Below are 19,081 nucleotides of genomic sequence, written 5' to 3'. Positions count from 1 at the left end.
GATTCCTTATTCTATTTCACATTTTTTTGATAAACTAAATTACTAATATTATTTTGTTTAATTGGAAAAAATAAACTAAACATAAAACCAGTAATAACACAAGTAGGTATAGCTATTAATGGATAAATATAGAAATTTAAAGGGGTATTATATTTAATTATTACTAATACTATAATGCTCAATACTGCTCCAATTAAGGCGCCTATCCAGTTTGATTTTTTTATAAAAATCCCTAAGATAAATATCCCGGAAATTGCACTTCCAAATAGCCCAATTATTTCTTGAAAAAAGAAAAATATTGATTTTACTGGAAAAGCAGCCATTAAACAAGCTATTACTGTTCCAAAAACACCAACAATTAGCGTAATATATTTTGCTAATATTAACCCTTTACTGTCTGAATATGATTTTGAAAATCGCTTATAATAATCAATAGTAACTACTGTTGATACCGTATGCATACTACTATCTAAACTAGACATTGATGCTGAAAATATTCCAGCAATAACTAACCCTGCAACTCCTGGAGGTAAATGATTTGTTATAAATAATGGAAAAACACTATCGTTTTGCATTCCAACTGTTAAAAACTCTGGGTGCTCTTTAAAATATACATATAAAAAAGTTCCCATTCCAAAAATTAATATTCCAAAAGGTATTGCAATGATACCATTTAACCATATACTTTTTCTAGCCTCTTTTTCATTAGAGGTTGTCATATATCGCTGAACTACTGCTTGATCTGTTGTATAAGATGAAAAATTTAAAGCAAATGAACCTAAAAAAAGAGACCAAGTAACAATTTCAGTAAAACTAAATCTAAAATCAATCATTTTAAACTTGCTATCTTCAACCGCCACTTTAAAAATATAGCCAATATCGCCAACTTCAATAACAATAAATACCAACCCTGCAATTAACCCTAAAATTAGCACTATAACTTGTACAACATCTGTCCAAATAACAGCTTCAATCCCCCCCATATAAGTATAGAGTATTGCCAAAACACCCATTACAATTATTGCTAAATAAATATCCATACCCATTACAGTTGACAATGCTAGAGCTGGTAAGTAAACAACAACTCCCATTCTTACTAATTGAAATAAAACAAATGTTGAGCTACTAAAAATTCTTATCGTTACATTAAATCTTTTTTCAAGATATTCATAAGCTGTAGTTAAATTCAGCTTTCTAAAAAATGGTAGATAAAAAGTTATAATTATGGGTACAATTAATAAAATTGAAAAATAACCTAAATAAGCTTGCCAATCAAATGAATAGGCAAGTGCTGGTTGCGATAAATAAGTTATTGCGCTTAGCATAGTTGCATAAATACTTAACCCAGCTGCCCACCAAGGTATACGTCCTCCTCCTAAAAAATAATCGTTAGTGGTATTATTTCTTCGTGAAAAAAACCACCCCATAAAAATCATCAAAGATAAATAGAGTATTAAAGTAAGATAATTTACTATACCAAAACTAGCTTTATAAGGTTTAAAAGTTAAAACTTTAACTTTATTGGTTCTAATTCCAGGGCTTATTTCACCTCCAGGAATTATAATATTATTTCTCCATTTTACAGCTTGTGTTACAATTTGAGTTTCATCATCTAATTCACCCTTCTTTACCCAAGTATCGGTAATGGTGTGATAAACCCAAATTGTTTTAGAAAATGAGGTGTTTTTTAAAAGTTCTTTAGATTTGATTTCAAGTTGTTGTAATTTATTTTCTAAAGTTTGATCTTTATTTTCTTTTAATGTGTTTATTTCTTCTATTATTGATATTCTTTCTGATAAGAATTGCCTTTCTCCTCCAGCACCTCCAAAAATAAGAATATGCGAATCTCCATTTTTAATTGCAGGCGCAGCAGCTAAATAACCTTTTTTTATTCCTGGGGTTAAATTACTTGGAATTGATTTTTTCTTTGTCCATTTAATTTTATGAGGATCATATTCATACACATCAGATAACATTTCATACTTAGTTTTTGCTGTAGGATTTACATATAACCCACTAAAAACATACAAGCAATTTTGATGTCCATTACTTTGCCCTACTACCACAGGCTGGATCCTACCTTTTCCAGGAAAATTTGGAAGTATTTCCCATGTATATGCTTTTTTAATAATAGAAGAAGACAAGCTAAAAGAAAGAAATTTTGATGTAGATTTTTGATCTTTTAACTGTTGCCCACCTACAAGATAAACCAAGTCTCCAACAACACTTCCTCCCATATTTGACAAAGGAATGGGCATTGGAGGTAAAAATTCTATTTCAACCGTTTTCCTTTCTTTATTCCACTTAAGAAAAAACACTTCGTTATAAATTCCTTTTTCATTATCACCTCCAATACATAAAACTCCTTTTGATGTAGTGATTGAAACTCCATTAGCCAATGGTCTAGGAAGTTTTAAAGATACTTTATACCATTTAGAAGCATCTACTGTTTTCTCTAAAACATAAATTACATCATACCATTTTTTAACGCCATCTTCCCATACAGGTTTATCAGGGTAATTGGTTCCTCCGGCAAGTATTAATACATCATTATGCACTCCTATAAAAGAGCCATTTAAACCTTTAGTATTTGGAATATCTATTTCATTGGTAAATGAAAATATATTTTGTGTTTGAGAATTACATATTGACATTAAAAATATGCTAAATACTAAACTTGTAAAAATCTTTGGCAATCTCATATTCTAAGTAACTCTTTTATATTTATTTAGATGAAATACAAATATATCAAAAAATGTATTATGTACAACATATAACATTTATTAAAATTCATCTATAGTACATGTTTTCTTATTTTATTTCTCCATTTTTTATACCCTTTATCCGATAAATGTAATCCATCATAAGTAAATTTAGGCTTTAAAAAACCTTTAGAATTTCTAAATGACTTATAAAGGTTTATATAAACCAAATTAAATGTATTTGCTAAACTTTTTAAATGTGAATTAACTTGTTTAATTTCTTGTTGTTTATTTTTATGTCCATAAAATTTTTCTCCAATCATTGGATTTACAGGCAATAAACTTTGAATATATAACTCAGTTTCTATAGAGTTTTGAAGAATATGTTCAATTATTTTTTTGCAATTTTCAATTACATGCTTCGTATTGTTCCCTCTTGCCAAATCGTTTGTTCCAATCAGTATGAATATTTTTTTAGGTTGAGAAGAAAGTACTTCATCTAATCTATTTAAAATACCATCGGTTACGTCTCCGCTAATTCCACGGTTTACAGCATTTATAGTTGGAAATAGACCTTTCCAGTCGCCACCCTCCGTAATACTGTTTCCTAAAAAAACGATCTCATTTTTTGTATCAGCTTCACTTTTAAAAAGTTCATACCTTTTGTAATAATGTTCTGAATATTTTTTTTGAGAATAACTGTTAATTGTTAAACAAAAAACAACTAATAGGAGAATGTATTTTTTCATAAAATAATTTATTAATTTGTTCTAAATTTTAAATCCTTTACTTCCTTAATACCCAATTCATTAATATTAATGGGAATACAAGTAAACATCCATTTCCAAGAGTTTTCTCCGTGAGGAATTTTTAATAATATGGTATTCCATCCTTTTTTAAGATTTACTTTAGTAGGATTTCTATAAAAATAATCTTCATCTATAAATGGTATTTCATCAGTTTTGGTTGCTAAATTTGGTTGTTTCCAAACGGGAGGTTCAATTTCTTGTTTGTTTACCCAAATTTTAGGATTGGTGGTATGCCACTTTCCAATATTTGGAAATGGACCAATACGTCTTCCTCCAGAACGCGACCAACCTTGAAAACCAATCCAGAAATCTTGAACTTGATCTTTTGGCGAATAAATTTCTGAATATGCATAATACGTTCCACTATTTTTATCTGTAAATGATGGAAATCCGAAAAAATGTTTTAAATGAATAGTACCGCCAACAATAGAATCGTTCCAAGTAAAAGTTTTACCTTCAGTTTTGTAGCCCAATTTTATGTTGTTTTCTACTTCAAAAGTAGTGTTAAAATCTCCATGATGGTTAAAAGGACCAATAATTTTCCAATTAATATTAGTCTGTGCTACATAAGGAAATTCCTTTCCTTCAAAAAATAAATCTCTATGCGCAATTACTTTTTCTTCAAACTGTTTAAAATCGTTAAACTCTTTTGTGTGTTGTTTTGGTAATTTTGCCCAATACTCTTTGTAATTTTTTGTACGTCCTTTCCAAATAGCATCCGAATAAAATACCATTGATGGATATATAGGGTTTTGTTTTAAAATGTCTCTTTCATGTGCTACATTATTATCTGGCCACGCACATAAAATGCCGCCTAAAGCAATTTTATCTCCTTGTGGTTGCCTACAGGGTTGCTGAAAAAATAAGCGAGACATTCCTGCAAATGGATCTAAATGATTGATGTAATTTGCTCTAGAATCTATAAATCGATGTCCTTTTCTAGGTGCATGTTGTGCCCAAAGTTGATTTATTGATGTTGAATCTTCGGCTATTTCAATACCTTCTTTCCAAACAATTAATTCTCTATTGTTGGGTTTGATAAAGTTCATAATTTCTAAAATAAACGCTTTTGAAACATACTCTTCTTTATTACGTACTTCATCGGTTCCAATATGAATATATGGCATATCTTCTGGAGTTGTTAAACTCATTAATTCTTTAAAAAGAGCTAATAAAACAGGTAATGCTTGTTTGTCTCGCATAGATTCAAAACCTAAGGCTGTTCTAAAGGCTCTAGAATGCCCTGGTATATCAAACTCTGGAATTACAGTAATATGTCTTTCTTTACAAAAAGCCACAATTTCTTTAAAATCTTCTTGTGTGTAAAACTTTCCTTTTTGTCTGGTTGTTGCATTTTCATCTTGCAATTGCGGATATAATTTACTTTCCAATCTCCACGCAGGATCGTCTGTTAAATGCCAATGAAAAATATTGTATTTATAGTTTGAAAGGACTTCTATTTGCTCTTTTAATTGTGCAACTGACTGAAAGTTTCTTCCAGTATCATGCATAAATCCACGAATTTTAAATGCTGGCCAATCGGTAATAGTTAGTGTAGGGAATTCACCTTTATTGTTATTTTTCCTGAAAATTTGTTTTAAAGTTTGAATGGCATAAAATGCACCCTTTCCAGTATTTGCAGTTATTGTAATTTCTGAATTTATTTGAATTTTGTAAGCTTCTTCACTATTGTTTTTCGCAATGTTTTGTTTAATGAAGTTAATTTTTAAACCATTATTAGATACTTCAATACCATTTTCTTTAAAAAAAGCAACTAATTTGTTCGTTTCAGATTCAAAAACTGTATTTGAAAATGTAATAGTTTTAAAAGAAATTTCAGTTTCACCATAACTAATTTCTTGAGGCGATGGAATAATTGGATATTTTACTTGTAAAGTTGTACTATCAGATTCAATTGTTGTACAAGTATTTAAACTAAATATAGTTCCGAAGCTACCAATAACTATAAACAAAAAGTTGAATAAAAAAAGACGCATGCTGAGAGAATCTTATGTTCTAATTAATCTAAAAACAACAACATCTCTGCTAGGTATTTCTATAGTAAATTCTTTGTTACTAGATCCAATAACTTTATCTTTCCAAAGATCTTTTACCTGATAATTACCAGAAAAACCTTTAATTTTAATGGTAGACCAATTTACTTTATATTTTTTATTAGTAATGTCTCTATTAAACAAACAAATTGCAATATCACCATTTTCTAAGGGTTTTTGCCAAATTTCAAAATTTCCAAAATCTTCAATCTTAAAGCCTTGTTTACCTAAAATATCTTGATTTACAGCAATTAAAGCTTTATTTGTTAAAATATCTTGATCGTTTATAGACATTGCTCTTAAATCGTTTCCTGCCATAAGCGGAGCTGCTAACATGCACCACATACTAAAATGGGCTCTGGCTTCATTTTGTGGCATATCATTATTTCCAACAGCTAACATATCGGGATCGTTCCAGTGTCCTGGTCCGGCATATTTTTCTAATCCAACCTGCATATCTACAATATTTGTCCAACCGATATGATTGTCCCAAACATCTCCATCAAATCTACCTTTCATATCAATATCTAGTGTAGTTCTCCATAAATGTCCTACGTTTTTTGCCCATTCCCAAGGTTTGTTTTCGCCCCACTCGCACATACTAAAAACAATTGGTCTGCCAGCTTTATATAAAGCATCACGCATTTTTTTATAAGAAATTTTAGCATCTTGGCCTTCAGTAAAACACCAATCATACTTTAAATAATCCACATCCCATTTAGCATACGTTTTTGCATCTTCTAATTCAAAGCCTTTACTTCCAGGGCGACCAGCACAGGTTTTTGTTCCAGCATCTGAATAAATCCCAAATTTTAGTCCTTTTGAGTGAATATAATCTGCTAAACTTTTAATTCCAGAAGGAAATTTTTCTTTATCTACAATAATATAACCATCTTTATCACGCCCAATCTGCCAGCAATCATCAATTACAATATATTCATAACCAGCATTTTTTAAGCCATTTTCAACCATGGCATCTGCCATTTCTTTAATTACTGTTTCATTTACATTTTCACATTGAAAACTGTTCCAACTATTCCATCCCATTGGTGGAGTTTGTGCTAAATTTTCAAATTTTTGTGCAAAAATAGTACTTGTGACTAGTAAAACTGATACTAAAAAAAAAGATTTAAATTTCATTTTATTTAATTTTAGATTATTCTACTAGATTTGAGAATGTAGATGCTGGTAAACCTTGTTTATTTATTAAGTTTCCTTTTGTAAATGGTGTATAGCCATATTTTACATACCTCGGATTTTTAATTTCTGAAGACCAAACTTCTAATATATTTTTATTAATTTTAGCTTTTGCAGGCACAAATAACTTCTCTGAATTAGCAATAAAAATATCGGTTACTTTTTCTCCATTTGAAGTTGTTAATCCTTCGGCATGTTTAAAATAAACCTGTAATTTGTTTCCTTTTACATTTACAAAATCGAGTAGTGGTCCTGAAAATTCGTTTGAGAAATTATAATTTTTATGAAGTGCAATTTTTGACAAGCGTTCACCTACAACCCATTTCTTTTTTGGATGTACATCTGTTTTATTGCCAACATCTAAAGAAACAGCCATTCCTGTATTTGGTATTTCTAATAATCTTCTTTGTGAATCTCTAAATGCTCCCCAAGTTGGTCTTTCAATACTGCTTAATTGTACAAAATAAAAAGGTAATTCAGGATTTTTAAAATGAAACCGCCAATCTTTTACTAATAATTTAAACAAGTTGGAATGTAATTCAGGTTGTTCTGCATTCGATTCACCTTGATACCAAATAACACCTTTTATTCCATAATTCTTAATAGGCATTATTCCAGCATCAAATAAGGTGGTAGGTTGATAAGGATGTCTTGCTTTTATGTTTGTATTTTTTTCGTTCTTCATATTTAACACAATTCTTTTAGCAACCCAGCTATCAACAAGCGGATTTAAATGTGTATCGTTTAGCAAATCTACTGTTGCATGTGTTTGCTCCATAGTTTCTCTGCTAATCCAACTTTGAATGGGAGAGCCGCCAATAGCATTGCAAATAATACCAACTGGAATATTTATTTTTTTTTGAAGATTATAAGCAAAGGTATATGCAACTGCTGAAAAATTTTCAAGATTTTTAGTTGTTGTTTTTTGCCAGCCAGATGATTCAAAATAATTGGTTGCATTGCAATTTAAAAGTTCATCTTCTGTAAATTTCTGACTAGACAAAGCTTTTCCATCCATTGAAAACAAGAAAACATTTTTATTTAAAGAATCTTTTAAAACCGTTGCAGCACTTTCCATTGATTGCACCTTAAAATCCATATTAGATTGTCCAGAAGCTAGCCAAACTTCACCAACAAATACTTTTTCAATACTTTTTGAGGTGTTTGGTGAAGTAATTTTTAAAGGAAATGGACCACCTGCTTGCATTGGCTCATAAGCTAATTTCCAATTTCCATTAAAGTCAGTTATTGTCGTTTTTACTTTGTTGTTAAATTCAATCGTGATCTTATCATTATAATTGGCTGTTCCTTGGAAATTTATAGTTTTATTTCTCTGTAATACCATGTTTTCACCATATAATAAAGGCACTTTTAAACCGCTATAATTACCTGAAATAGCACTATAAACTTTTTTTGCAATTATTTTAGCACCTTCTTTTGTCGGATGCAAATCATCTGGAAAATATTCAGGAAAACGATATAAGGGTTCGTGTAAATCAATAACTTTAACATTAGCTTTAACAGCAATCTGTTCAATTTTAGTTTGAATTTCTTTAAAACTTTCTCTCATTCCTTCTTCAAACCAATGATGTCCAGAAAAAGTAGGAGTCATTTTACAAATAATAACAGTCGGTTTGGAAGGGAGATTTTTATAGGTAGCAATCATATCTAAATAATCGCTTTCAAACTCTTTTTTATGTTGTGGCCAATTGTTATTCCCTTGGTCGTTTAATCCTAAATGTATAATTACAATAGTTGGTTCAAATTCTAATGATTTTTTAAAAACTTCTTTATCCCAATATGGTTTGTGGCCTTTTTTTAACATAGTAGCTCCAGAAAAACCAAAATTAGCTACTTTATAATTAGCACCTAATAATTGTTGTAATTGAGCTGGATAGCTATTATTTTCTCTATTTTCTATACCATAGCCATATGTAACACTATCTCCAATACAGGCTACTTTAATAGTTTGACTTTTACAAATGGATGAAATAACAAAAGCCAAAATAACAATAAAGTATTTCATTTTTTTTGAATTCATGACCTATGCTTTTTATAATTTAAAAACAATGGATTATTAAAATTTATGGACTTAAAGTATCTTTTCCATCGGTTAGCCATTCTAAAGAAAAACTTACAAATGGATTTTTGGTATATTCATCTTGTTCAAAAAACAACCCTATATCTCCATTTTTTAGAATGGTTAGAGATGAATAAGCAGATGAGCCAGCATAAATAGTTTTTCCTTCGCTCCAAGTTTTTCCTTCATCGTAACTTATTCTAACGGTCATATTTTTTCTTCCTTTTTCCATTTTTGCATTTGAAAAAAGTAATCTGTTTTTTTTATAACCATCTTCAATAGCAGTATAGCGAATAATACTGGCATTACAACCTGGGTCAATTAATTCTGGGGCTGCGTTGGTTTGCCAAGTTAGGCCTTCATCTGTTGAAGTATGCACATAACGTAGACCTTTTCCATTTACTCTGGCATTTATCATTAAAGTTCCGTCTGCAAGTTCTATTATTTTAGATTCATCTGCTGGTTGAATAGGCACATCAATAAAATACCAAGTTTTTCCGTGATCATCACTTCCAAATACGTGCAGTCCACTATTTAAATTTACCATTGTATGCAATAATTTACCTGTTTTGGTTTGAATTCCTCTGCCTGAAGTTATAAATTTAAAATCATTATGCCATTCAGGTTTTGCAATTTGACTTGTAATATCAGTTGGGTCACTCCAAGTTTTACCATTATCGGAGCTTTTTACAACATGTAAATAATAGATGTCTTTTTCAGCATCTAAATCCATATAATTATAAAAAAGAAATATTTCATTGGTAACACTATCAACAATCATAGAAGGGTCTGAGGCTGATTTTCCATAGGGAAAATCTACAACAGTTTCAATTTCAGACCAAGTTTTACCATTATCAGAACTTCTTCTAACAATAATATTAATGTCTTTACTCCATTTTAAATCTCCACAACCAGGAACTCGCTCATCTATTGAAGCAATTAAATCTCCATTTGGAGCAGTAACAATTGAAGGAATTCTATAACATTCTACATTTTCATTCATAGAAGCATTAAATAAATCTTGAAATACTAATGTTTCCTTTTCAATTTCTTCTTTATGTGTTTCATTTTGCTTTTTTAAATTACAACTCAATAAGCATATTGAAATTAGTAGTAAGGATATTTTATTCATTTTAAAAGTTTTATACATATTAAATTATTCATACATTTTATCTAAATCAGTTTTTGAAAGTTCTTCTAAAAAATTTGCTACTTTTTGAGTTACAATTTTTAAAAATTTAGCTCCTTTCTCTTTAGTTGCTTTTTGAGGGTTTCCAACTCCAGTGTCGTTACTTATTTTACCCCATTGTCTTTGAGCAGACACCCACCCTTCTCTTAGTCCAACAATTTTAAACTTTTTTTCATTTCCGTTTCCTGCTTGTTCAAGAGGCAGTGTTAAGTTTGGTTTAATATGCAACATTACTGATGTTTCTAATTCACCTGCATGGTCACCTGGGGTTTCAAAATATTTATTTGCATTTTCGACTTGCCACCAATTTAGTGAGCATATAAATACTTTTGGAAATTCTAAACTTAGTTCTCTAATAATTTGTTTAAAGTTGTTTCCTCCATGTGAATTTACAATTACCAACTTTTCAATATTTTGATTATTTAAGACTTGAACAATATCTTTTAAAATTGCATATTGTGTAGATGGGTTCATATTTATACATAACGAAATATCCATTTGTCCAGTATTTACACCAAAAGGAATTGTAGGTAAAACAATTACTTTTTCATTATTTTCCCAAACAATTTTAGCTGCTTCTTCAGCAATATATGTAGCTTGAAAATTATCTGTAGCATATGGCAAATGATAATTATGAGCTTCTGTAGCACCCCAAGGTAAAACAGCAACTTTAAAATTCTCATTTTTAACAAATTTCCAATTTGTTTCTGCTAAAATATATGGCCTAATTTTAGATTCCATTTTTAAATGTTTTAGTTTTTTTAAAAGCTAAATTAATTTTTAAATACTGCGTAAAATCACACTGCTATTTATTTGTTTTAATTGATGTTTCAATTTTTTCAAATGATTTCCAACATTGAAACATAGCTCTAGGAACATGAAAACATCCTTTCCATTTACCTCCTTTTAAATTTAATAAAACTTCTCCTTGTCTATTTAAATATCCAAACCATTCTCCATTTTTTGAATCAGAAAAATGTGACCAAGTATAATCATGTACTTTTTCATACCAAGTTATTAATTCTTCTCTTCTAGTATGTTCATAAGCTTTACTAAGCGCCACTAATGTTTCTAAATGAACCCACCATAATTTTTGATCCCATTCTAATTGTTGTGGAGGTTTGCCATAGGCATCCATAAAATAAAAGATTCCTCCATACTTTGTATCCCAACTATATTCTAAAATTTTTAAAATTGTATCTGTAGCCTTTTTAATTAAATTATCATCATTCCTTCTAACACCAATATCTATCATAAACCACATAGCTTCTATACCATGTCCTGGATTTAAAAGACGCCCATTAAAACTATCTTCATGTGTTCCATCTAAGCCAACAAATTCATAGATTAAACCAGAGTTTTTATCTCTAAAAACATCCATAACCTCTCGAATACTAAAATCTATTGTGTCTTCAACTTCTTCTTTTTCTAAAACATCTTCTAATTCTAAAACTAAATTAGATAAGATCATAGGTAACGCAAAATTTTTTAAAGGTCTTGCATTGGTTGTTTTTTCATATACCCCTTTTGGATTTTTTTTCTTTTTTAATATGTTTCTATAAGTTTGTTTTGCAAGTTCTTTTATTTTCTCATCTCCTGTAGCTATCGCATATTGACTAAAAGCCATTGCGGCAAAACAATCTGAAAAAATGTTGTATGGTTGCACTAATGGTTTACCATCACAAGTAGTTGAAAAATAAAAATTACCATTACTATCCATCCCATGTTTACATATAAAATCAACACCAATTTTAGCTATTTCAAGCCATTTATTATTTTTTTCAACTTTATTATAGAGCATAGAAAATAACCAAGCTTGCCTTCCTTGAAGCCACATAAATTTATCGGAATCATAAACTTTACCTTCATCATCTAAACAAGTAAAATAACCTCCATTAACCGTATCAATTGAGTTTTTTTCCCAAAAAGGAATAACATTTTTCAATAATGTATCTTTATATAAATTTGAATATTTTTTCATTTTTTTATGTATAACATAATACAAATATAGTTTTTTTTATATATATTTGAAAGAAACTAAAATTATTATTTTTGAATTTTTGTTATTACATTAGCTGTTGCTTTTGAATTCAAACAAATTCATACTCACCAATTTATATTTAATGAAATATTTAACAAAATTAGAACCCTTAAAAAATTTATCATTAGTTGATAAAGTTGAAATACGCCTAATAGATTTTTTTAAAGAAAATAAACTGAAAATAGGTGATTCTATTCCAAAAGAATTGGAATTTGCCGAAGCTTTAGGAGTAAGTAGAACAGTGGTAAGAGAGGCACTTTTAAGGCTTAGAACCATTGGTATTATTGAGTCTAAAAAACATAAAGGCATGGTTTTGACAGAACCTGACATAATTTTAAATATTGAAAAAGCACTAGATTCAAATTTACTTGGAGCAGAAATGTTAAAAGACATATTTGAACTTCGTTTAATTCTAGAAATGGGAATGATTGAATTATTATTTGAAAGAAAAACCGAAGAGGATTTGATTGAACTAGATGCTATTGTTACACAAATGGAAAAAGACAATACTGATACCGCAATATTTAGTTTAGATGCCGAAATTGCTTTCCATGGAAAACTATATGAAATGTCTGGAAATAACACATTACAAAGATTTCAAAATTTACTACTACCTGTATTTCAGTATTTTCATGAGCACAAATTAAAAAACTATGATAGTTATAAATACTCTAAAAAATTTGTTACTCATAGGGAGCTTCTAAATTATTTAAAAGAAGACAATTTAAAAGGGTTTAGAAAAGGTATGAGACAACATTTAGAACCTCATTTTGATAGGGTTTTAAACGCCACCTTTAAATCTTAACTGTTATATTTTCTTTTATTTTGAAATTGATATTATTTGCAGTTAACTATTATAAATAATTAATGAAGCCATAACAAAATACACTATAACACTTTTACTAATATTATACGTTAATCAATTTAAAAATTAATTTATTTTTTGAAGATTTTTAAAATGTATTTAAACTAAGAATTTTCAATAAAAACGAGAGGTTTATTTAGTTGCATCCAACACCAAATAGACCTCTCGTTTTTTAAAATTAACTTGAAAATTTAAAACGTTATTTACTTAAATAATCCAATATTCCTAATTGATCAAGTTCATACTTAATTTCTTCATAAACTTTTTTAGTTGGAGTACTGTGTGGAAACCTACTTGGACCACAATCAATCCCTAAAGTTTTCATAAACCCCTTTCCAACTCCATTAAAACCTCCTTTTTCATCTAGTATTTGAACAAACCGAATAGCTTTAGATTGCAGTTCTGAAGCTTCTGCGATTTTTCCAAATTCAAACAGCTCTTTAATCTTATAATAAATTGGAGCTATATGATTGTAAGTACTTCCAACCCATCCTGTAGCACCTAACGATAAGCTTGAAATAAAAATTTCATCAAATCCAAATAAAATATTGTATTTACCACCTTGGAAATTTTTACACTGTAAATAATCAATTAAGTTGTTATTTGTAAACTTAATACCTTTTAAATTTGGAATTTGATTAGAAGCTAATTTTAAAAATTCTAACATATTTAAATTAGCACCGCTCAATAATGGTATATGATAATAATAAAAAGGTAAATTTGGAGCACTTGCTGCTACTTCTTTACAATATTCTACTAACTTTTGTACACTATTTAACTTAAAGTAAAATGGTGCTAGTACTGCTATAGCATCAACTTTGTTAGAAGCATGTGCAGCTAAATCCTTAGCTACTTTTAAACTAGGATCTCCTACGTGATCTATTAAATATAAATTTGAGGATTTAGTTTTTGACCATGCTAGTGTAATTTGTTTCCGCTCCTCTGTAGTTAATGAAACAAAATCTCCAGTGGAGCCATTCATAAAAACTCCTTCAACTTTATTTTTTATCAAAAATTCGCTATAAGATTTAATAATATTAACATTCAAGGAACCATCAATATGCATAGGTGCATATGTAGCTGCTATTAAATTATTCACTTCCATATAATAAAAAAGTATTATGTATTACATATGCAATATTATGCATTTTAAATTTATTGACAAAATATATCAAAAACTTTATAAACTATAATATACAGTATTTTATAATCTATACTAAAACCATTATAAAAACAATCTAATAATTTTATTATGTTATACATATGCATTTTTTTCTTTGGAAATTTAAATATTTTATTATAATATTGCCTTATGTAATACATAAAACTAACTTAACTATGAAGTACAAATTATTTAAAAGTATGTTATAATGCTTGTTTTTATGATCTATGGCTTATCCGCAACAGGACAAGAGAAGGTCATAAGTGGAACAATCACAGATAGCAGCAATCAACCGCTGCCTGGAGCAAGTGTCCTAATTAAAGGTACAGTGACAGGTGTTAATAGTGATTTTGACGGAAACTATTCTATAAATGTTAAAACAGGAGATGTTCTTGTTTTTAGTTTCGTAGGATATAAAACACAAGAAATTAAAGTAGCTAATGCAACATTAATTAATGTTACATTGAGCGAAGATTCTAACGTGTTAGACGAGGTAATTGTAACTGGATATGGTTCACAAGCTAGAACCACACTAACAACTTCTATTTCAAAGCTTGACACACAAGTGTTAGAGACTTCGACACGGTCAAACGCGGCAACAGCTTTACAAGGGCAAGTTGCTGGTTTACGAGTTACCAACAATACTGGTCAACCAGGTTCTACACCTTCTATTATTTTACGTGGAGGAACAACATTTGGTGGAGGAGGTTCTCCTTTAATTTTAATTGATGGTGTTCCAGGATCGTTTTACGCTTTAAATGCTGATGATATTGAATCTATTGAAGTATTAAAAGATGCTGCGGCAACTGCTATTTATGGAGCTAGATCTGCAAATGGTGTTATTTTAGTAACAACAAAAACAGGTAAAGTAGGTAGATCTTCTATTTCTTATAAATATAAGTATAGTGTAAACCACGAAAGGGCTGATATGGAATATTTAGGTGCAGCGGACTTTATTACTTACAACAGACAAGCTGTAGCTAATTATACTGAAGTAACTGGAAGAACAAATTTTGATTCAGGGTTTTTAAATAATGGAGCAACTGCTTTTTCAACTGGAAATAACACAACAACTTCAGCATTTACAACTCAGTTTTTAACTGCTGATAATCAATATTTATTAAATCAGCCAGGTTGGAAAACTGTAGCTGACCCGCTAAACCCAGGCAAAGAAATTTTATACTTAGATAACGATGTAAGTAAAAATATTTACCAAGACAGTGCATCTAAAGATCATTATTTATCTTTTGATGGCGGTAATGAAAAAGGTACTTATTACCTTGGTTTAGGTATATTAGATAACGACGGATTAATTCTAGGTTCTGGATTTAAAAGATATTCAGGTAAATTTACTGGATCTTATGAGGTTGTAAAGAATGTATAAGTTAACTCTAGTGTTTTATATTCTCACTCTAATTTAAGTTTAAGTCCACTTGGAGGAGATGATACTGTGTTTAGAAGATTTCAAGGGCAAGCACCAACTTCTAGAACGTATGATAATAATCTAGACGGTACATTATCTGATATTTTAAGTCCAGGAACAAATCAAGGTTTTGGAAACCCATTATACTATCAAGATAAGTTTATTAGAAAAAATTTAGAACAACGTTTAGCTGCTACAGTTAGTCTTGATTGGGATATTTTAGAAAACTTAAAAGCATCTGTGCAAGGTAGTCATACTACTATTAACAACCATAACGAGAGTTTTAATAGAGCATATACTACTGGGGCAAGTACAAACCCATTAAACACATCACGAAATGCTTCAACTAGCTTAAGAAGAGATTTAGTAACTCAATTAACAGGGACATTAAATTACACTAAGTCTATTGGAAATCATAGTTTTAATGCCTTGGTTGGTGCAGAGTATTTTAAAGAAAATAAATTTTATTCAAGTGCTGCAACAAAGGGTTCACCTACAGATTTAATTGAAACATTAAACGCTGGTGCGGAGCCAACTGATGCATATAGTTTTGAAACAGAATATGCACTGGTATCTACTTTTGGTAGATTATTATATGATTTTGATAGTAGATATCTTTTATCTGCAACTTTTAGACGTGATGGTACTTCTAGAATTGGAAATGAAAAATTTGAAGTTTTCCCAAGTTTATCTGTTGGGTGGAATGCTCATAACGAAGACTTTATACAAGACTCACCAATTAGCAAATTTGTTTCTAAATTAAAACCAAGATTAAGTTATGGTTCTAACGGAAACCAAGATGTACTTAGTAATTATGGTGTTTTTGGATCTTATGGATCGCAAGGTGTTTATAATGGTCAAACAGGTTATGCAAATACAGGATTACCTACTTTAAACCTTGTTTGGGAAAGTTCAACAACTTTTAATGCTGGTTTAGATATATCATTTTTAGACGGCAGACTTAACTTTATTACAGATGTATATTCAAGAGATGTTAAAGGGAAATTAGCAAATTTAACCTTACCATACTGGACAGGGTTTAGTGGTATATTAACAAACAATGGAACGCTAAGAAATAAAGGTTTCGAATTGGAAGTAAATGCCGATGTAATTAGAAAAGAAGAAATCACTTGGAATATAGGAGCTTCATTTTCTACTAACAAAAATTACGCAATTAAACTACCTGACAATGATTTTGATTTAAACAGACAAGGTGGTACAGAAATTTACAACCCTAAAACAGGACAAAATGAATATGTTGGAGGGTTACAAGAAGGGAAACGTATAAACGATTATATTGTAGCATACGAGCAAGATTATATTTATGCAGATCAAGCTGCTGTTGATGCACACGCATCTAGAGTAGATGAATTATTACGTAATCCAACTCAACGTTTTCCAGGAGATGTTGCTTGGGTAGATCAAAATGGTGATAATGTAATTAATAGTTTAGATAGAAAAATAATTGGTAGAGCTACACCAACTTTAATTGGTGGTTTAACATCAAGTGTAAGTTATAAAAACTTTAACTTATTCATTAAAACAGATTTTGCTACTGGTCATATGGTTCATAATCATATTAGAGGAAAAGGTTTGGCACAAACGCAAGGTAACTTAAACCAACCAATTGAAGTATTAAACTCTTGGTCACCTACTAATACTGATACAGATTTACCACGTTTTATATTTGTAGATGCACAAAGTAATATTTATAGAGGAGGAACAGCAAGTAGTCGTTTTTGGGAAAAAGGGGATTATTTAGCTCTTAGAGAAATTACATTTAGTTATAGTGTACCAACAAAATATTTTAATGATGTTGTGCAAAAACTTAATGTGTATGTAACAGGAAGTAATCTACATTACTTTAAAAGTTATTCAGGTGATTCACCTGAAGTAGGTGGTTTTCAATATGGAGAATTCCCTATGCCTAGAACAGTAACATTAGGTCTTAACTTAATATTCTAAAATTAAATAAAATGAAAAAATATATTTACATACTATTAGCTACGGTTATTTTTAGTTCTTGTGAAAGTGAACTTGAATTATTTAGCCCTAGTGAATTAACAGCCGCAGGTTTTTGGAATACAGAAACGGGCGCAAAAGCAGGACATACCGGTCTATATGGTACCTTAAGAGGGAGTAACAGTGCGTTATGGATGTTGGGAGAATTAAGAAGTGATATTTGGGGTGGTGTAACTTTTGAGTCTCCATCTAATGTTAGTTTTATTGAGTCTAATTTTAACGCAACTACAGCGCCTTTTGGAGCTTGGGGAGGGTTTTATACAAGACTACACAGATTAAACGATTTTATAATTAACGTGCCAAAAGTAGATTTTGTTAATGAAAGCGAAAAGAATCATTTATTAGGTCAAGCTTATGGACTTAGAGCATTCTATTATTACACATTAACAAAAACTTGGGGAGATGTACCAATTGTATTAGAACCTTTAACAACTGTAGATCCATCAAACTTAGGTAAAGCTAGATCTCCAGAAGCAGAAGTTATGACTCTTATAAAATCTGATATAGAAGAGTCTTTAAGGCTTTTCGGATCAGACAATAGTTTTTGGTTAGGAAGCAGAGTATATTGGTCTAAAGCAGCAACCTTAGCATTAAAAGGAGATGTTTATATCTGGTCTGGAAATGTACTAGGAGGTGGTAATGCAGATTTTACAGCTGCAAAAACTGCACTTCAACAAATTGCTTCTATGGGTATTACTTTAGAAAGCAGTTACGAAAACTTATGGGGTAGTGGAAATGAAAATAATAATGAATTCATCTTTGCTATTCAATATAAAGAAAACGAAGCTACTAACTTTTTTAATAATATGGTTGGTAGATCAACTGAAATTTATCCAAACTTTGATGATAAAGGAAATTCAATGAATGGAGCAACTGTAGGTGGTGCTAATAGATACGGTCCATCAGAAAAAACGTTGGTGTTATTAGATGATAATGATGACAGTCGTAAAGCAACCAATTTTATTTACCTATATTCAAATGATAATGATGGTGCAGGATATCCAAATTATGATGCTGCAAATTACTTTGGAGCTATATTTAATAAATTTTTAGGTGATGAAGATGGAACAGGTGGAAGAATTTTTGAAAGTGATACACCTATTTATAGATATGCAGATGTACTATTATTATTAGCTGAAGCAAAAAATCATTTAGGAGAAGATCCTTCGGGTGAAATTAACCAAATTAGAGCAAGAGCATATGGAGATAATTATGTATCAGCTACTCACGGATATATAAATGGTTCAAAAGTCGACAATGCTAATGCAATTTTAGAAGAGCGTTACAAAGAGTTTATTGGTGAAGGTAAAAGATGGTGGGATTTACGTAGAGCTGGAGATAGCTTTGTATATGATAACAACGATTATATTTCATCATCAAAAAGTTATTTATTAAAACTTCCTATTACAGTAGATATGATTGGTAGAAATCCTTTATTAGAACAAACAGAAGGTTACAACTAAATTTCAAAAATTGTTTGATAATTAAAATTGAGTTAATTAAATTTAGGAAGGCTTTAAACCTTCCTATTTTTTTA

Annotated in this window: 13 protein-coding genes; 4 read left to right on the top strand and 9 right to left on the bottom strand. The window is 30.0% G+C overall.

The annotated features are described in order from the left end of the window. Positions 1-11 precede the first annotated feature (11 nt). From Q0714_RS12475 to Q0714_RS12440, 8 genes are all read right to left on the bottom strand, one after another. Entirely contained in the window at positions 12-2,654 is a 2,643-nt protein-coding gene (locus Q0714_RS12475; RefSeq protein WP_298265547.1) for a sodium/solute symporter, read from the bottom strand. A gap of 140 nt (positions 2,655-2,794) precedes the next feature. Continuing rightward, positions 2,795-3,451 carry a GDSL-type esterase/lipase family protein gene (locus Q0714_RS12470; protein WP_298265545.1) on the bottom strand — a complete coding sequence of 219 codons (657 nt, stop codon included), beginning with the start codon at positions 3,449-3,451 and terminating at the stop codon, positions 2,795-2,797. Positions 3,452-3,462: 11 nt separating this feature from the next. Then, positions 3,463-5,508, bottom strand: a complete 2,046-nt coding sequence (locus Q0714_RS12465) for a beta-N-acetylhexosaminidase (RefSeq protein WP_298265543.1) — start codon at positions 5,506-5,508, stop codon at positions 3,463-3,465. 12 nt (positions 5,509-5,520) lie between these two features. After that, positions 5,521-6,705 carry a glycoside hydrolase family 27 protein gene (locus Q0714_RS12460; protein WP_298265541.1) on the bottom strand — a complete coding sequence of 395 codons (1,185 nt, stop codon included), beginning with the start codon at positions 6,703-6,705 and terminating at the stop codon, positions 5,521-5,523. Positions 6,706-6,721: 16 nt separating this feature from the next. Further along, positions 6,722-8,803 (bottom strand): GDSL-type esterase/lipase family protein, encoded by a 2,082-nt coding sequence (locus Q0714_RS12455; RefSeq protein ID WP_298265539.1) that lies wholly within the window; start codon positions 8,801-8,803, stop codon positions 6,722-6,724. A gap of 43 nt (positions 8,804-8,846) precedes the next feature. After that, entirely contained in the window at positions 8,847-9,974 is a 1,128-nt protein-coding gene (locus Q0714_RS12450; RefSeq protein ID WP_298265537.1) for an exo-alpha-sialidase, read from the bottom strand. 24 nt (positions 9,975-9,998) lie between these two features. Next, positions 9,999-10,772 carry a creatininase family protein gene (locus Q0714_RS12445; RefSeq protein ID WP_298265535.1) on the bottom strand — a complete coding sequence of 258 codons (774 nt, stop codon included), beginning with the start codon at positions 10,770-10,772 and terminating at the stop codon, positions 9,999-10,001. A 64-nt stretch (positions 10,773-10,836) separates the two neighbouring features. Beyond that, on the bottom strand, positions 10,837-12,012 hold the full coding sequence (locus Q0714_RS12440; RefSeq protein ID WP_298265532.1) for an AGE family epimerase/isomerase: 1,176 nt from the start codon (positions 12,010-12,012) through the stop codon (positions 10,837-10,839). A 142-nt stretch (positions 12,013-12,154) separates the two neighbouring features. Here Q0714_RS12440 and Q0714_RS12435 point away from each other — a divergent pair, with 142 nt between their 5' ends. Continuing rightward, entirely contained in the window at positions 12,155-12,877 is a 723-nt protein-coding gene (locus Q0714_RS12435) for a FadR/GntR family transcriptional regulator (protein WP_298265530.1), read from the top strand. A gap of 259 nt (positions 12,878-13,136) precedes the next feature. Here the strand turns inward: Q0714_RS12435 and Q0714_RS12430 are convergent, their stop codons facing one another. After that, positions 13,137-14,042 (bottom strand): dihydrodipicolinate synthase family protein, encoded by a 906-nt coding sequence (locus tag Q0714_RS12430; RefSeq protein ID WP_298265528.1) that lies wholly within the window; start codon positions 14,040-14,042, stop codon positions 13,137-13,139. A 265-nt stretch (positions 14,043-14,307) separates the two neighbouring features. On the opposite strand from Q0714_RS12430, the gene Q0714_RS12425 reads away from it, so the two are divergent. From Q0714_RS12425 to Q0714_RS12415, 3 genes are all read left to right on the top strand, one after another. Then, complete coding sequence (locus Q0714_RS12425) at positions 14,308-15,483, top strand: carboxypeptidase-like regulatory domain-containing protein (protein ID WP_298265526.1); 1,176 nt, start codon at positions 14,308-14,310, stop codon at positions 15,481-15,483. Positions 15,484-15,549: 66 nt separating this feature from the next. Then, positions 15,550-17,487, top strand: a complete 1,938-nt coding sequence (locus Q0714_RS12420) for a SusC/RagA family TonB-linked outer membrane protein (protein ID WP_298265525.1) — start codon at positions 15,550-15,552, stop codon at positions 17,485-17,487. 11 nt (positions 17,488-17,498) lie between these two features. After that, positions 17,499-19,007, top strand: a complete 1,509-nt coding sequence (locus Q0714_RS12415) for a RagB/SusD family nutrient uptake outer membrane protein (protein ID WP_298265523.1) — start codon at positions 17,499-17,501, stop codon at positions 19,005-19,007. Positions 19,008-19,081: the final 74 nt, after the last annotated feature.

This window comes from uncultured Lutibacter sp. (assembly GCF_947493565.1).
In the GTDB taxonomy this organism is placed as follows: domain Bacteria; phylum Bacteroidota; class Bacteroidia; order Flavobacteriales; family Flavobacteriaceae; genus Lutibacter; species Lutibacter aestuarii.
Note: the sequence above shows the minus strand (reverse complement) of the source record. Positions and strands in the feature narration are given on the sequence as shown.

What these genes read in the sequence shown, in the direction of transcription:
- Q0714_RS12475 (WP_298265547.1), bottom strand. Translation starts at nt 2,654, where the DNA reads ATGTCAATATGTAATTCTCAAACACAAAATATATTTTCATTTACCAAT.
- Q0714_RS12470 (WP_298265545.1), bottom strand. Translation starts at nt 3,451, where the DNA reads ATGAAAAAATACATTCTCCTATTAGTTGTTTTTTGTTTAACAATTAAC.
- Q0714_RS12465 (WP_298265543.1), bottom strand. Translation starts at nt 5,508, where the DNA reads ATGCGTCTTTTTTTATTCAACTTTTTGTTTATAGTTATTGGTAGCTTC.
- Q0714_RS12460 (WP_298265541.1), bottom strand. Translation starts at nt 6,705, where the DNA reads ATGAAATTTAAATCTTTTTTTTTAGTATCAGTTTTACTAGTCACAAGT.
- Q0714_RS12455 (WP_298265539.1), bottom strand. Translation starts at nt 8,803, where the DNA reads ATGAATTCAAAAAAAATGAAATACTTTATTGTTATTTTGGCTTTTGTT.
- Q0714_RS12450 (WP_298265537.1), bottom strand. Translation starts at nt 9,974, where the DNA reads ATGAATAAAATATCCTTACTACTAATTTCAATATGCTTATTGAGTTGT.
- Q0714_RS12445 (WP_298265535.1), bottom strand. Translation starts at nt 10,772, where the DNA reads ATGGAATCTAAAATTAGGCCATATATTTTAGCAGAAACAAATTGGAAA.
- Q0714_RS12440 (WP_298265532.1), bottom strand. Translation starts at nt 12,012, where the DNA reads ATGAAAAAATATTCAAATTTATATAAAGATACATTATTGAAAAATGTT.
- Q0714_RS12435 (WP_298265530.1), top strand. Translation starts at nt 12,155, where the DNA reads ATGAAATATTTAACAAAATTAGAACCCTTAAAAAATTTATCATTAGTT.
- Q0714_RS12430 (WP_298265528.1), bottom strand. Translation starts at nt 14,042, where the DNA reads ATGGAAGTGAATAATTTAATAGCAGCTACATATGCACCTATGCATATT.
- Q0714_RS12425 (WP_298265526.1), top strand. Translation starts at nt 14,308, where the DNA reads ATGCTTGTTTTTATGATCTATGGCTTATCCGCAACAGGACAAGAGAAG.
- Q0714_RS12415 (WP_298265523.1), top strand. Translation starts at nt 17,499, where the DNA reads ATGAAAAAATATATTTACATACTATTAGCTACGGTTATTTTTAGTTCT.